The organism is Enterobacter asburiae (assembly GCA_011754535.1).
Classification (GTDB): Bacteria; Pseudomonadota; Gammaproteobacteria; order Enterobacterales; family Enterobacteriaceae; genus Enterobacter; species Enterobacter cloacae_N.
In genome coordinates this window covers 1,253,534-1,268,097 of the sequence record JAAQVN010000001.1, presented here as the reverse complement: position 1 = coordinate 1,268,097, position 14,564 = coordinate 1,253,534, and the positions used below count along the sequence as shown (strand labels likewise).

The window sequence follows — 14,564 nt, the reverse complement described above, 5'->3', positions numbered from 1 at the left end:
CGGCGAACCGGGCAACGCGTTATTGTTCCACGCGCACCCAGCGCTGCTGTTGATGGCTTTTCACAATAGCATCAATGATATACATCACATTTGCGCCATCGTGAAACGTCGCAAACTGCGGCGTATCCGGCATCGCGCCCGCCTGCACGGCGCGGTAGAACTGCGCCATCATATTTTTGAAGGCGTCCGGCCAGCCTTCGATATGTCCGCCGGGGAAGTGGGCGCTGTCGGCCACGTCAGGGTTCATCAGCCCCGGATCGTCGGTGAGCGTCTGGTTGGCCTGCGCGCGATGGCCGATCCACAGCTGCTGCGGCACCTCCTGATCCCACGCCAGCGACCGCTCGCTGCCGTTGACCTCAAACGTCAGGCGGTTTTTACGCCCGGCGCTCACCTGCGAGACGCTAAAGCTGCCCTTGCTGCCGTCGTCGAAGCGGAACAGCACCGAGCCGAAATCTTCGGTGGTGACCGGTTTGTCTTCATACTCCGCCCGCTCGTCGTGGGAGAAAGTTTGATTCCCGCCTTTGCTGGCCCTGCGCGTCGGCCAGACGATGGAGAGATCCGCCATCACCTCGGTAATGCGCCGCCCGGTGACGAACTGCACCGTGTCGCACCAGTGGGAGCCGATGTCCGCCACCGCGCGTGATGCGCCGCCCAGCGCGGCATCTACCCGCCAGTTATAGTCGGTTTCCAGCAGCATCCAGTCCTGCAGATAGCTGCCGTGCGAGGCAAACAGCCGCCCGACGCTGCCCGCACGCATCATGCTCTCCGCCTGGCGCACCATCGCAAACTGGCGATAGACAAAGCTCACGCCGTGCACCGCGCCCGTCTGATCCGCCAGCGCCACCAGCTCGCGCGCCTCGTCCGGGGTCATGCACAGCGGCTTTTCGGAAAACACGTGCTTGCCCGCGCGCAGGATCTGGCGGTTAATCTCCGCGTGCAGGTGGTTAGGCGTGCAGTTGTGCACCACGTGCAGATCGGGGTGTGCGAGCAGTTCCTCAACGCTGCCGTACGCGTGCGGCACGTTAAGCTGACGCGCTTTTTCCTGCGCTTTGGCAAGCGTGCCGTCGCAGAGGGCCACAACCTGCACGTATCCGAGACGCCGCAGCGCCTCGATATGCGCCGGGCCGATAAACCCGCTGCCGATAATTCCGACGTTAATCATGCTTGCCTCCAGCGGCGAAATCATCAAACGCGCGCCCGGAGACCGGAATGATGTGGCGGCGGATAAACTCGCTGCCTTCGCGCGCGCCGGTATCCCCGTCCTTCAGACAGCACTCCCACTCCAGCACCGCCCAGCCGTCATAGTCGTACTGGGTCAGCTTGCTGAAAATGCCCTTAAAGTCGATCTGCCCGTCGCCGAGCGACCGGAAGCGTCCGGCGCGGTTGATCCACGGCTGGTAGCCGCCGTACGCGCCGCTGCGCCCGTTCGGGCGGAACTCCGCATCCTTCACATGGAACGCCCTGATGCGCGCGTGGTAGATGTCGATGAAGGTCAGGTAGTCCATCTGCTGCAACAGCATGTGGCTCGGATCAAAGAGAATGTTGCAGCGTGGGTGGTTATCCACCAGCGCCAGAAAACGCTCGAAGGTCACGCCGTCGTGCAGATCTTCCCCCGGATGCAACTCAAAGCAGACGTCCACCCCCTGCTCGTCGAAGGTATCCAGAATCGGCCGCCAGCGGTTTGCCAGCTCCCCGAACGCTTCCTGAAAACGCTGTTCGTTATGCGGCGGCCACGGGTAGAAAAACGGCCAGGCCAGTGAGCCGGAGAAGGTGGCGTGCGCTTTTAGGCCTAATCTGGCCGAGGCGACCGCCGCCTGTTTCAGCTTCTCCGTGGCCCACGCCCGGCGCGCCGCATCGTTACCGCGCACGGACGTGGGCGCGAAGTGATCAAACGCGTCGCTGTAAATCGGGTTTACCGCGACAAGCTGCCCTTCCAGATGGGTCGACAGTTCGCTGATAACCAGCCCGTGCGCGGCCAGCTTAGCGGTGATGTCATCGCAGTAGGCCTGGCTCTCAGCCGCTTTCTCGACGTCAAAAATATGCGGATGGTTGCAGGGGATCTGCACCGCTTTATAACCTTTACCTGCCGCCCATTCAGCCAGCCCGTCGAGCGAATTAAACGGCGCTTCTGCGCCAATAAACTGAGACAGAAAAATGCCGGGTCCTTTTATCGTCCTCATACCACCTCCTGAACATTACGCCTTGTCATCGTCATACTTAAACGTGAGAAGGAAAATCAGCGCGATCGCCGCGGCAGCCACCGCCGGAATCCACCAGAATGTCACCCACGCCTGCGGCACGGTCTGCCCGGCCACCAGGCGGTTATAGAGCGCGCCGGAAATCTGCGAGCCGAGCAGCATGCCGATGCCGTAGGTGAACATGACGATCATGCTCTGGGCCTGGCCTTTCACCTTCTCGCCCGCCACGCGGTCGGTGTAGATAAAGCCGACGACAAAGAAGAAATCGTAGCAGACGCCGTGAAGCAGAATGCCGAGGTACAGCAGGATGCGTCCTTCTTCGCTGACGCCCAGCGCGAACATGGCGTAACGCACGAACCACGCCAGCATGCCGATCAGCAGCATCACCTTCACGCCCAGGCGGCGGAACAACAGCGGAATGACCAGCATGAAGACGATCTCGGACATCTGCCCGAACGACATGGCGGTGCTGACGTCGGCAATTCCGGCATCCGCCAGATACGAGGCGGTGTAGGCGTAGTAGGTGCCCAGCGGAACGGAGATCAGCATCGCGCAGACGGAGAAGACGAAGAAGTGGCGGGTTTTGAGCAGCGCAAAGGCATCCGCGCAGAAGAGATCGCGCACCTTGACCGGCAGGCCTTTCGCCGGGGCTGGCGTGTGCGGCAGCGTCAGGCTGTAAAGCGCCAGCAGCACGGAGCTGGCCGCCGCCACCTGGAAGATGGTGACGCTTGCCGACACGCCGGTAACGCCGATGAAAATACCCGCCACGATCCAGCCGATGGTGCCGAACACGCGCACCACCGGGAAGGTTTTATCCACGTTCGCCAGGCTGTGAAACGCGATGTTGTTGGTCAGCGCCAGCGTCGGCATGTAGCAGAGCGTGTAGCCAAACAGCAGGCCAATCAGCAGCGCGCCGTTTTCGGCAATCAGCGCGCCCGGAACAAACCACAGGATCGCCGCCCCGGCGAGATGCATCACCGCCATTACCTTTTGCGAGGCAAAGAAGCGATCCACCAGCATGCCAAGCACGAACGGCGAGAGAATAGAGGCGATTGGCCCGGCGGAGAACGCATCGCCAATCAGCAAAGACATGTTGTGCTGAGTCATCACCAGGCCGAGCGTGACCGACCAGCTACCCCAGATAAAAAACTGCAAAAACATCATCAGCGACAGCCGCGGAACCAGCAGCCGGTGCTGTGCTATCGCCTTCCCACTACTTTCAGTTGTTGACACCATGATGAGCCCCACCCTCAAAAGTAATCGATTACAAAACAGTTCAAGTAAAAAGTAATCGATTACAATTTAAAAATCCTGTGGATCGAAACAGATTTGGGAGGGGGGTCACGATAAAGCTCGTTGTATGACAAAACGAGACGTTCTGATTGTAGCCATAGCCAATAGGCTATAAAATAATACAGCGAGGAAGCTACAGGAGAAACGATTTGGAATGTCGAGACAACGGAAAGATTTGATGAATGGTTCTTTGAACAAACAACAGCATTAAAAGAAGATGTGCTGGCAACAATGCATATTCTTGCTGAATTTGGCCCGACGCTTGGGCGGCCATACGTAGACACCGTGAAGGCTTCAGCCTATGCGAACATGAAAGAGTTACGGATTCAACATGCGGGAAATCCCATCAGAGCTTTTTTTGCTTTTGATCCCGACCGTAAGGCAATTGTGCTCTGTGCTGGAGACAAAACCGGTTGCAATCAAAAACGGTTTTATGACGAAATGATTACGCTGGCTGACGTTGAGTACAGCAGACATCTGGCGGATAAGGAGGCCATATGGCAACGCTAAAAGAACTCATGGCACAACAGAGCGCGGAAAGTCAGGAGCGTATTGCGGCTAAAGTTGAAGTGATGCGCAGAATTGTTGCCCTGAACCAACTGCGGGAAGAGCTCAATGTTTCGCAGACAGAGCTGGCCGAGGCAATGGGGGTAAAACAACCAACTGTGGCAAAAATCGAACAGCCGGGAAACGATCCCCGGCTTTCAACGCTCAAACGTTATGTCAGCGCGCTAGGCGGTGAAATGAGCATCGATGTGACGTTACCGAATGGGAAACGGATCGCGTTTCAGATTTGATACTGCAGGTGGCTGCTTCGCCTGACCGGGCGTGAAGGCAGGTGCGGTCTGGTGCCCTCACCCCGGCCCTCTCCCACAGGGAGAGGAGAAAACCGCGCTACTTTTTGCGCGAGAGCTTAAATGCGATAAACAGGAACACCACCCACACCGGCAGCAGCATTGCCGAAAGACGCATCTCATCCATGGTGCACATCAGCGCCAGGATCAGCCCCAGGAAGGCGATACAGATGTAGTTCCCTGCCGGGTAGAGCAACGCCTTAAACTGCGTCTCGCGTCCCTTGCGGCGCATCGCGGCGCGAAAGCGCAGGTGCGCCAGGCAGATCATGATCCAGTTCAGCAGCAGCGTCGCGACCACCAGCGCCATCAGCAGGCCAAAGGCCTGTTTCGGCAGCAGGTAGTTGATCAGCACGACCAGAGAGGTAATCGCGCCGGAAAGGAATAGCGAATTCACCGGCACGCCGCGACGGCTGACGCGGGTGAGAAACTTCGGCGCGTTGCCCTGCACGGAGAGGCCAAACAGCATGCGGCTGTTGGAGTAAACACCGCTGTTATAGACCGACAGCGATGCCACCAGAATGACGAAGTTCAGCGCCGAAGCCACCACATTGCTGTTGAGATCGTGGAAAATCATCACGAACGGGCTGCTGTCGGACTTCACTTCCACCCACGGGTAGAGCGCCAGCAGCACCACCAGCGAGCCGATGTAGAACAGCAGAATACGGTACACCACCTGGTTGACCGCTTTCGGAATGCTTTTGTGCGGGTCGCGCGCTTCGGCAGCGGTGATGCCAATCAGCTCCAGCCCGCCGAAGGAGAACATAATCACCGCCAGGGAGAGGATCAGCCCTTTCCAGCCGGTCGCGAGGAAGCCCCCGTGCTGCCACAGGTTGTCGATAGTGGCCCGCTCGCCGCCGTGGCCGGAGAACAGCAGCCACAGGCCGAAACCGATCATGCCGATAATCGCCAGCACCTTGATCAGCGCAAACCAGAACTCGGTTTCGCCATACAGGCGCACGTTCACGAGGTTAACGGCGTTAATGATGATGAAGAAGGCCGCCGCCCAGATCCACGTTGGCACGTCCGGGAGCCAGTACTGCATGTAGATGCCTGCGGCGGTCAGTTCCGCCATCCCCACCAGCACGAACATCACCCAGTAGTTCCAGCCGGAGAGGAAGCCGGCGAACGGGCCCCAGTATTTATAGGCAAAGTGTGCGAAGGAGCCTGACACCGGCTCTTCAACGACCATCTCGCCGAGCTGGCGCATGATCAGGAAGGCGATAATCCCGGCGATAGCGTAACCCAGCAGAACCGCCGGGCCGGCCATCTGAATGGCGGGGCCGATGCCGAGAAACAGCCCGGTACCGATCGCGCCGCCAAGGGCAATTAACTGAATATGTCGATTTTGCAAACCACGTTGCAGCGTCGGATTCTGATCCGACGAAGCTTCAGCGCTACCATGGCCTGAAGCGGATGACGCGTCTTTCACGCCCTACCCCTGTCTCTTTTTTAGAAGGGGCACGTTTTAACACTTCATGCTGGTGGTAGCAAGTTTAACGCCGGGCCAGCGCGTGCGCCCGGCGGATAAACGTCACGACCCGATGATCCCGCCGTCCGCTTTGGTAATCACCACCGTTGACGAACGCGGGCGTCCGTTCGGGCTGGCGTCCGGCCAGTTAGAGACGGCGCGCGGATTAGCCGGGTCGGTAATATCATCCCCGCCCTCCCCCGGATGCTGAATGTTGATAAACAGCGTCCGGTTGTCCGGCGTAAACGCAATGCCGGTAATTTCACACCCGCGCGGCCCGGTCAGGAAACGGCGATACTCGTTGGTGCCCGGAATGGTGGCCACCATCTGGTTATTGCCCATCCCCTCGTAGGCTTTCTTATTAATGGTGCTGGAGGAGACGTCGGTCTGGATCCACAGGACGCCCTGATGATCGAAAGAGAGTCCATCAGGGCTGCCGAATGCCGCGCCCTGCATGGAGCCTTTGGCCTTCGGATCATCGCTGTCGGTCCGCCCACCCATCACCAGAATATCCCACTTAAAGCGCGTGGCGGCAGGATCGGTCCCCTCTTCGTGCCAGTGCATGATATGCCCAAACACGTTGTTGGCGCGCGGGTTGGCGGCATCCACTGGCGCCTTGCCCTCTTTCCCGCGATCGCTGTTGTTGGTGAGCGTACAGTAGACGCTGCCGCTGGCGTGCGGATCGACGGCTATCCACTCGGGACGATCCATTTTGGTTGCCCCCACCGCGTCGGCCGCCAGGCGGGTTTTAATCAGCAGATCGCCCTGGCTTTCAAACCCTTTGCTTTTATCCAGACCGTTTTGCCCGAAGATCAGCGGCAGCCAGTCGCCGCTCCCGTCCTCGTTGAACCTGGCGACGTACAGCGTGCCGGACGTCAGCAGCTGCATATTGGCTTCACGGTTCGCGGGATCGTATTTTTTATCCGAGACAAACTTATAGATGTACTCGAACTTCTGATCGTCACCCATATAGACCACCACGCGGCTGTCGGCGGCGAGCGTGACGGCCGCCCCTTCATGCTTGAAGCGGCCCAGCGCGGTGTGCTTGCGCGGGGTGGAGGTTGGGTTGTAGGGATCGATCTCCACGACCCAGCCGAAACGGTTAGGTTCGTTAGGGGTTTTATCGACGCTGAAACGCTCATCCACCTCGTTCCAGCGGTAGGATTCATCGCTGTCGCTGATGCCGTAGCGTTTTTCCAGCGGGTTACGATCGGCTTTTTTAACAAAAATATCCGACCAGTTCTCCTCGCAGGTGAGATAGGTGCCCCACGGCGTATGGCCGTTGGCGCAGTTTTGCATGGTGCCCAGCACGCGTTCCCCCTGCGGGTCGGCGGCGGTTTTCATTAAGTCCTGATGCCGCGCCGGGCCGGTAAGCTGCATCGGCGTATTGACGGTGATGCGGCGGGCATATGAAGAGGGGCGTACCACCTGCCAGTCGCTGCCCGTTTTTTTCACTTCCACTACCGAGACGCCCATCGCGTTCTGCCCCTTGCGGGCTTTGTCGAGGCTCCAGTTCGCCGTACCGTCGGTAAACAGCATCCCGTTGTCGATGTATTCATGGTTCATTGCCAGCAGGCCATGATCCGGGTTTTGCTCCCCCTGCGGCAGACTAAACCACGCCATGCCGTCGTGGTGCATGCCCGCCTGTACGGCCTGTTCGTCCGTTGTGTTGCTGGCGTCCGGTTTAAAGGCCGGCATGTTGTTCTTGATCCCCGTCGGGTCACCCCAGCGATAGAACGGGCGGGCAATATAGCCTTCCGGCACCCTGACCGTATCTTCCGTGGAGACGTCGATACTGGTAAAACCCAGGGAAACCGCTTTTGCCAGCGCGGAAGGCTTCGATACCGCGGCAACAGCATTTTCGGGTTTAATCAAAAAGGGGAATGAAACGGCAGCGCCCGCGACGGCGCCCATCTGGAGAAAACGGCGGCGGGAGAGGAACATCTCTGCCACCTCGGAGAATACCGGGTTAGCGCTGCGATTAGCGATATCGTCGCGATGTTCTTTTTTAAAAACGGATTTGAGGGGTCTGCCCATAGCGGCTTCCTGTCATTGGCCAAGAGGTAAGGATGTGGCGACCAGTGTAAGAAGCTTTTATTACAATTTTATAACACTGTGACGGAAGGATGGGGGCATCCGTGCCCCGGAGAACGAGGTGGAACGCTTAGAACTCGTAGCCAACCGAGACCTTAAAGGTCCGCGGTTCGCCCTGAGTGATGTAGGTACCGGAGTCATCCACGCTGGCCCAGTAGTTTTCGTTGGTCACGTTATCGATACCCGCGCGCACGGTCATCTGGTTTGCGTTGTGGTTCACCGCGAAGCGATAGCGCATGCCCAGATCCAGCGTGGTGTAGCTGTCGAGCTTTTTGCTGTTCGCGAGGTCGGCATACTGCGTGCCGGAGTGGTTCACCCGCGCGGTCGCCGTCAGGCCGTCAACCGGCTTGATGTCGTACTCCGCGCCCAGCACGGCGTAGAAGTTCGGAATGCCGATCGCATCGTTACCCTGGTTCACGCCGTTTTTGGTTTTGGTCAGCTCCGCCTGCAGCCAGGTGGCGCTGGCGTTCAGGCGCATCCCGAGCATCGGCTCGCCGAAGACGTTCAGCTCCACGCCACGGTTACGCTGCTCCGCGTCCAGGCCGTAGTGATTGTTAGCATCGAGGATCGCCGACGGCATTTTGATCTCAAACAGCGCCAGCGAGCCGCCCACGCGGCCGAAGTCCGCCTTCACGCCCACTTCATTCTGCTTAGAGTGAACAATGCCGGTGCTCTGGCCGTAGTTGGTGGCGGTGTTAGGTGCGGTTTTGCCCGGCTGCAGCGCTTCGGTGTGGTTGGCGTAGAGGGAAATTTCCTCCCACGGTTTGTAGACCACGCCGTAGGTTGGCATCCAGCGGCTGCCGTCGAAACCGTCCGCGTCGTTCTCTGCGCCGGTGATTTTGTTATACCCGCGAACGACCACTTTCTGATGGCGCGCGCCTGCGGTGAACAGCAGCTTGTCGTCAAGCACGCCCAGGGTATCGCTCAGCAGCCAGCCCTGGGTGCGGGTGCGCCCGCTGGTCAGCGGATCGCTGTATTTGCCGCCGGAGCCGTTGAAGTTAGTGCTGTCCGGCATATCGACGCCGGTGTTGTGATAGATGTTGGTGGTCGGGTTATCCTTCGCCGCCGACATTTTCCACGCGATTTTTTCGTTTTTAGTCATCGCGGAATACCCGACGTTCACCTTGTGCGAGACGAAGCCGGTAGTGAAGTTACCGCGAATACCCGCCATGCCGCTGACGGAATCGCTGATGCGGTTGGTATCCAGACGGCTGACCGTCGCCTTGCCACTCTTGTCCACCAGCTTCGGCGCGCTGTAGATCCCTTCTTCATGCGCGTGCTGCGCGCCCAGGCCGGTATAGGCCGTCCAGTTATCGGTAATGTCGTACTCGCTGCGCCACATCCCGAACTCGTTTTCGATATCGCTGTAGGCCCACTTCTGCGAGAAGTTCCGATCGTTTTTCGGCGGTTCAGGCACGAAATCCACCGCCGAGATGTTGACGCTGGTCGGGCTGCCGTGGAAGGTTTTTTTCTGATAGCCCAGGTCCAGCGAGGAGCGGAAGCGGTCACCTTTGTAGTCCAGGCCGGTGGAGAGCAGCGTGGTGCGGCGGCGATCGTTCGGTACGCCGGTTTCCCCTTCACGATGGACGAGGTTCACACGTGCGCCGAACTGGTCGTTATCGCCAAAGCGACGGCCTGCATCCAGCGTGGTGCCAATCTGGGAGTCCGAGGTGTAGTCCGCGCCCACTTTCGCCTGGGGGGTGTCGCCCGCGTGTTTTGGCTCAAGGTTGATCATCCCGCCCACGCCGGAGCTTGCCGCGCCGTTCATGAGGGAGTTTGCCCCTTTGAAGATCTCGATGCGGTCGACCATCTGGGCATCCACCACCTGACGCGGCAGCACGCCGGACAGACCGCCAAAGGTCATGTCGTCGCCGTCAAACTTCAGGCCGCGAATGCGGAAGGTTTCAGCGCTGTTGCCGTACCCCTGAACGAACTGCACGCCCGCGTCGTTGGCGACCACGTCAGCAATGGTTTTCGCCTGCTGATCTTCCACCAGCTTCGAGGTGTAGCTGATGATGTTGAACGGCACGTCCATGGCGTTCTGCTGTCCGAGCATCCCCATGCGTCCGCCGTTCGCCACCTGCCCGTCAAGGAAGGCTGGCACCAGCTGGTCGCCGCCGGGTTTGAAGTCGTCGGCAGGTGCAGACTGCACAACTATGGTGTCTTCTTTTTTATCCTCCGCCGCCCAGGCGGAATGTGTAACCGCGCCAATGGCGAGTGCCAGCAGCGTTTTGTGCATTTTGGTGTTGTTCATCGTTAACTCGTTTGAAAGTGCGCGCAAAAATGACCCGTTGGCGGGCCTTAGAATGTATTAGTTGCAATGCAAATGAGAACTATACGCATTATCCATACTTTGGCAAGCGCAAATATGCGCAAGATCCAGCTCAAAAAAGTGCGTGATAAAGGGGCCCCCTCATCCTTTAGCACAGTAAAACGCGGGAGTATTTCCGAAGATGAAGAGGTAGGAAGCAGCGTTCACCGGAACGAGCTGTATACTAATGCCATGGTCGCGTTGACGGAAAAAATCGGGAATAGAGTGACGAAAAGGTTCGTCTTTTTTCGGGCGCTCGTTTGTATCACTGGAAATCATAATAATTCGCCCTTCTTCGCGCCAGTAACGGAAGGCAATTTTATTGCTGATGGCAACCGTTTCGTGACCCGCCTGACTGTATTCTCCGGTGGAATCGTAACTGCCAGCACCATTATTAAATGTAAACGTCATGAGGGCATCTAGCCGCGAATTTTCATCAACAATAATGAGATGACTCTCACAGGTAAAATGATTCCGCTGATAATGCGTATACCAGGCATAAAAAAGTGGCGCGATAATCATCAACAGGATGAACAACCAGCGCACATTCCGGCTAGTCATTTTCATGGTATTGCTCCCTGTACAAAATAGAATCACATTGTGCACCAGCAACCTCAGGCAATTTATCGCACACAATCACCGACGTTCCATTTTGATAACGGTTGAGCGTGATATAGGCCACCCCACCGGCGTTGCACTGAATGGGATAACGTTTGGTCAGGCCAATATATATCCGCTGACTTTTTATTTTGTCATACCAGGAGGAATAAACGTCGCACCCTGCAATATTGCCTATCGGTTGATAGGTTTCAAATCCCGCGCGTTTTTCATGCAACTGTTGATAGAGAACCATACACGAAAGGATAAATAACACCGTAGCGACGCCATACGCTATTTTCCCTGAGAGAAAGCGGAAACGGTTATCTGCTACACGCGGTGTCGGCACGGAAGCTTCAGTTTGCAGGTCGGCTGGCGAAGCCGCGTCCGTCGCGATAAAGGTGTCGAGTGTACCTGTCTGAATTTGAGCAACCGACTTAAACCCCGCTTTGGGTACGGTTTGCACAACATTATCTGCCAGACCCGCCATCTTAAGGGCCTTACGGATAGAGGCGATAGTCTGGTAGAGGGCGTTGGTCGAGACAACTGCACCCTGTTTTTCCCATACCGCTGAGAAAAGATAACGTTGCGTAAGCACCTCACCGTTGTGTTCAAGCAGCTGTAGCAGGCACTCGCTAACCGGAGCATGCAGGAGCACAGCGCGCTCAGGGTAGCCCGAAAGTGAGCACAGTCGACGCAGCTCAGGCTCAAAAAGCACGGTGCCGTTTATCAGAAAGACGGGCTTCATGACGCACCGGCCGTTAACGCGCAGGGATTTTGTACATTCATCATTATTATACTTTCACATCCGTATCCGTTTTCTGATTCAGGAATTAGTTATTTATTATCAACGAATTATTGGTTTTCACTCCCCATTCCCTCTCACCTTCCGCTCAGCTCAAGGATCAACTTAATCAGTATAAATCATTTATCTTCACTCCTCTTTGCTGCAGAGGAATCGTAACCTATGCGGTATCGAAAGGGCGCTATCAGGCTTCTCATTACCTGGTAGTGTCCACAGAAAGAAATGCTGAATCTTTTTCAAAATTTGCATTTTTATGTTGAGCGGTCGATTGCATATCGATTCTCAGAACAAACAAAAGAAAAATGAAAAGAATGTGACATTTTATCTCAAAAATACAACTTATATCGACAAAAACTCCATGCCAGGGTGAGGTACAACCGGTTTCTCATAGCGCACAGGGATGTGTATTGGAAAGCATTTATTGCAGCCATATAATCCACCCTATAAACGGTATGGATTATCTCAGCGCTTATATGTAGTGATGCAAGTTCGTCTTCATTTAATATGGGTATTAGATATGGGTTATCGTCTATATGGGTTTATGATCGGTGATGACATTCATTTTGATATTTCTAACCGCAGACTCTACCGCCTTACTGGCATCCAGAGTGATAAAAGTATTGCATTTGCCTCTATTTATTTTAATGAAACGATGCTCAGGCTTTTCCTTTATTTGTTGATGAATGGCAGAGCCCAGCCCATCCCTAAAGAAGAGCTCTTTGAAGAAATTTGGGAGGCGCATAATCTGAGCCCCTCCACACAACGACTGTGGCAGGTTCTGCGCAATCTCAACAACAAACTGAGTATGCTAGGGTTACCAGGAAACTTTATTCGCAATATTAAAGGGTGTGGTTACATCATTAATTATTCAGATGTAATCCCCGTTTATTACAGAATGAGCGAACTCCCGGCTCATTCTGTTAAAAAAGAGGAGAAGACAGATAGCCTGAGTGAGTGATGTCAACTCAGGTTCTTGCCCTGAGCACTCACGTGTGAGGGGCTTTTTTTTATCATCTCTCTGCCACAGCATTTTTTTCGTTAATGATTTATTAGCACTGTTGTTTGGTTTATACCAACACTGGAATTTTATATATGAGCATAATCAACCATTTTGCCAACTTGAAAGTTCGTAAGAAGTTATTCTTTGGTTTTTCTCTCGTGCTGCTCGTGACGATTATTATTCTGATTTCAGGTTTGCTGGGTCTCAGCAACATTCAGGATAAAGTCGAAAAGAACGGCCATACCACCGACCTGTTTAACGCCCTGACGCAGGTTCGCTTAGGGCGGACGAATTTTCAGTACACGCTCGACCAGAAGTACCTTGATCAGACCAACGCCGCCTCCCAGCGCATGCAGAGCATTGTCGCCAGTATGGAAAAACTGTCCTGGTCCCCGGAAGGAAAAAAAGCGCTGGACGATACGGCAAATGCGGTGAACAGCGACGTCGCCACCCTGCTGCCTTTCACAAAATCCCTTTCTGAGAAGAAAATCAGCGAACAGAAACTGAGCACTCAGGGACTGTGCGATAACTCCGGCCTGGCTTCCACGCTCAGCCGCAATGGCTCGCTGGACGCTTCGCACGCCCTTGTGGCCGCTCAGATTGCGTTTGTCATGAGCGACATTGATTCTCAGGTTACCCTCTATAAACAGCATCCTACGGATGCGTTAATGAAAGGGATCCGCGCGCGTCTGGACATCGCAAAATCGGACACCGAACAACTGCTTTCGGTTGCTACCGAGGAACAAAAGGTCTGGCTGCAGTCAGGCCTGGAAGACATGCAAAACGTCGCGGCAGAGTTAATAAATTACCAAAACGTCTGGAATCAACAGTCGACGCTCTCCGATACCTTAACCGGTAAAGCGATAACGCTGACGCAGGCCATCCAGACATTATTTAGCCTGCAGCAGAAAAAAGTGTCTGATACGGTTGATAGCGTTCAGATACAGATGGGCATCGTTGCTGCCATCGGTCTTGCGCTTGGTGTCCTCTTAGCGATGGGCATCACCCTGTCCATCACCCGTCCGCTTAATGAGACCCTGCGTGTTGCAGAGCAAATCGCCCAGGGCGACCTCACCAGCACACTGACCAGCACACGTCGTGATGAGCCGGGTCTGCTGATGCAGGCCGTTGCGACCATGAATGCAAACCTGAAAAACATCATTAATGACGTACGCAATGGGGTGGATATCGAGGTACTCGCTCGCTGGAATCATCCTCTGTACGGTCCCGTGTCTCCAGATACATTTATCCCGCTGGCAGAGAAACACCGGCTTATCGCCCCGCTAACGCATCATCTGATTCAGCAGGTCATTGCCGATCTTCAGCATCGAATTCACCTTTTCCCTGACCGGCTTTATATCAACCTTAATCTGAGCGCCCGCAACTGCCTCGATCCGCGCTTCGAGACGGATACGCTTGAGCTTTTGCAAAAACTCGCGTCGAGTCAGGTCCAGCTGGTTATCGAAATTACGGAACGCGATCCGCTGCATTTCACTCCTCAGTTAAGCGAATGGTTTGCAACGCTCCGACAAGCCAATATCTCCCTGGCGCTGGATGACTTTGGGACCGGCTGTTCCAACATCTCTTACATTCACGCGCTAGACCCCGAATTCATCAAGATAGACAAACTGTTTGTCAGCCAGATTAGTGAAAATGGCGATACCCGACTGGTGGACAGTCTTATCGAATTGGCGAAAAAAATGCACCTGAGGATTATTGCCGAGGGCGTAGAAACAAAGGCTCAGGCTGACTATCTGCGCTTAAAGGACAGCGATTTTTTGCAGGGTTACTATTTCGGTAAGCCTATGAAGATCGATGAACTCGTCGGGAAAGTTAATGCTTGCTGAAGGACAGCCACTCTGCGTTGGGAGCGGCTGCTATGACATTATTTCTAGTTCTCGGTGTCGTTAATTTTATTGTGAATCACGAGGGAATAGGATCCTC

General features: G+C 55.5%; 12 protein-coding genes. 4 read left to right on the top strand and 8 right to left on the bottom strand.

Going from position 1 to position 14,564, the window contains the following annotated elements:
• Window positions 1-19: 19 nt before the first annotated feature.
• Genes HBM95_05860 through HBM95_05850 form a run of 3 tightly spaced genes read right to left on the bottom strand, consistent with a single transcriptional unit; the run spans window position 20 to window position 3,434 of the window.
• Entirely contained in the window at window positions 20-1,162 is a 1,143-nt protein-coding gene (locus tag HBM95_05860; GenBank protein NIH42463.1) for a Gfo/Idh/MocA family oxidoreductase, read from the bottom strand.
• Window positions 1,155-2,180 carry a sugar phosphate isomerase/epimerase gene (locus HBM95_05855; protein ID NIH42462.1) on the bottom strand — a complete coding sequence of 342 codons (1,026 nt, stop codon included), beginning with the start codon at window positions 2,178-2,180 and terminating at the stop codon, window positions 1,155-1,157. The genes HBM95_05860 and HBM95_05855 overlap by 8 nt, the downstream gene beginning before the upstream one ends.
• Window positions 2,181-2,195: 15 nt before the next feature.
• On the bottom strand, window positions 2,196-3,434 hold the full coding sequence (locus tag HBM95_05850; GenBank protein ID NIH42461.1) for a nucleoside permease: 1,239 nt from the start codon (window positions 3,432-3,434) through the stop codon (window positions 2,196-2,198).
• Window positions 3,435-3,638: 204 nt separating this feature from the next.
• On the opposite strand from HBM95_05850, the gene HBM95_05845 reads away from it, so the two are divergent.
• Window positions 3,639-4,001: a type II toxin-antitoxin system RelE/ParE family toxin gene (locus tag HBM95_05845; protein NIH42460.1), complete on the top strand. Its 363-nt coding sequence runs from the start codon at window positions 3,639-3,641 to the stop codon at window positions 3,999-4,001.
• Window positions 3,989-4,288 (top strand): helix-turn-helix transcriptional regulator, encoded by a 300-nt coding sequence (locus tag HBM95_05840; protein ID NIH42459.1) that lies wholly within the window; start codon window positions 3,989-3,991, stop codon window positions 4,286-4,288. The genes HBM95_05845 and HBM95_05840 overlap by 13 nt, the downstream gene beginning before the upstream one ends.
• Window positions 4,289-4,385: 97 nt before the next feature.
• Here the strand turns inward: HBM95_05840 and pheP are convergent, their stop codons facing one another.
• From pheP to HBM95_05815, 5 genes are all read right to left on the bottom strand, one after another.
• Window positions 4,386-5,774 carry a phenylalanine transporter gene (gene pheP, locus HBM95_05835; protein NIH42458.1) on the bottom strand — a complete coding sequence of 463 codons (1,389 nt, stop codon included), beginning with the start codon at window positions 5,772-5,774 and terminating at the stop codon, window positions 4,386-4,388.
• A 102-nt stretch (window positions 5,775-5,876) separates the two neighbouring features.
• The gene (locus HBM95_05830) at window positions 5,877-7,850 is read right to left on the bottom strand and encodes a PhoX family phosphatase (GenBank protein ID NIH42457.1); all 1,974 of its coding nucleotides are present in this window, start codon (window positions 7,848-7,850) and stop codon (window positions 5,877-5,879) included.
• 127 nt (window positions 7,851-7,977) lie between these two features.
• Entirely contained in the window at window positions 7,978-10,161 is a 2,184-nt protein-coding gene (locus HBM95_05825; protein ID NIH42456.1) for a TonB-dependent siderophore receptor, read from the bottom strand.
• 159 nt (window positions 10,162-10,320) lie between these two features.
• Window positions 10,321-10,785: a hypothetical protein gene (locus tag HBM95_05820; GenBank protein NIH42455.1), complete on the bottom strand. Its 465-nt coding sequence runs from the start codon at window positions 10,783-10,785 to the stop codon at window positions 10,321-10,323.
• Window positions 10,772-11,563 (bottom strand): hypothetical protein, encoded by a 792-nt coding sequence (locus HBM95_05815; protein NIH42454.1) that lies wholly within the window; start codon window positions 11,561-11,563, stop codon window positions 10,772-10,774. The genes HBM95_05820 and HBM95_05815 overlap by 14 nt, the downstream gene beginning before the upstream one ends.
• A gap of 574 nt (window positions 11,564-12,137) precedes the next feature.
• On the opposite strand from HBM95_05815, the gene HBM95_05810 reads away from it, so the two are divergent.
• A complete protein-coding gene (locus HBM95_05810) occupies window positions 12,138-12,578 on the top strand; it encodes a winged helix-turn-helix domain-containing protein (protein NIH42453.1) in 441 nt (146 codons plus the stop codon).
• A gap of 134 nt (window positions 12,579-12,712) precedes the next feature.
• Window positions 12,713-14,467 carry an EAL domain-containing protein gene (locus HBM95_05805; GenBank protein NIH42452.1) on the top strand — a complete coding sequence of 585 codons (1,755 nt, stop codon included), beginning with the start codon at window positions 12,713-12,715 and terminating at the stop codon, window positions 14,465-14,467.
• Window positions 14,468-14,564: the final 97 nt, after the last annotated feature.

Bases quoted from the DNA above. Each gene is read 5' to 3' on its own strand.
- HBM95_05830 (NIH42457.1), bottom strand. From the start codon at position 7,850: ATGGGCAGACCCCTCAAATCCGTTTTTAAAAAAGAACATCGCGACGAT.
- HBM95_05855 (NIH42462.1), bottom strand. From the start codon at position 2,180: ATGAGGACGATAAAAGGACCCGGCATTTTTCTGTCTCAGTTTATTGGC.
- HBM95_05815 (NIH42454.1), bottom strand. From the start codon at position 11,563: ATGAAGCCCGTCTTTCTGATAAACGGCACCGTGCTTTTTGAGCCTGAG.
- HBM95_05810 (NIH42453.1), top strand. From the start codon at position 12,138: ATGGGTTATCGTCTATATGGGTTTATGATCGGTGATGACATTCATTTT.
- HBM95_05840 (NIH42459.1), top strand. From the start codon at position 3,989: ATGGCAACGCTAAAAGAACTCATGGCACAACAGAGCGCGGAAAGTCAG.
- HBM95_05850 (NIH42461.1), bottom strand. From the start codon at position 3,434: ATGGTGTCAACAACTGAAAGTAGTGGGAAGGCGATAGCACAGCACCGG.
- HBM95_05860 (NIH42463.1), bottom strand. From the start codon at position 1,162: ATGATTAACGTCGGAATTATCGGCAGCGGGTTTATCGGCCCGGCGCAT.
- HBM95_05825 (NIH42456.1), bottom strand. From the start codon at position 10,161: ATGAACAACACCAAAATGCACAAAACGCTGCTGGCACTCGCCATTGGC.
- HBM95_05805 (NIH42452.1), top strand. From the start codon at position 12,713: ATGAGCATAATCAACCATTTTGCCAACTTGAAAGTTCGTAAGAAGTTA.
- HBM95_05820 (NIH42455.1), bottom strand. From the start codon at position 10,785: ATGAAAATGACTAGCCGGAATGTGCGCTGGTTGTTCATCCTGTTGATG.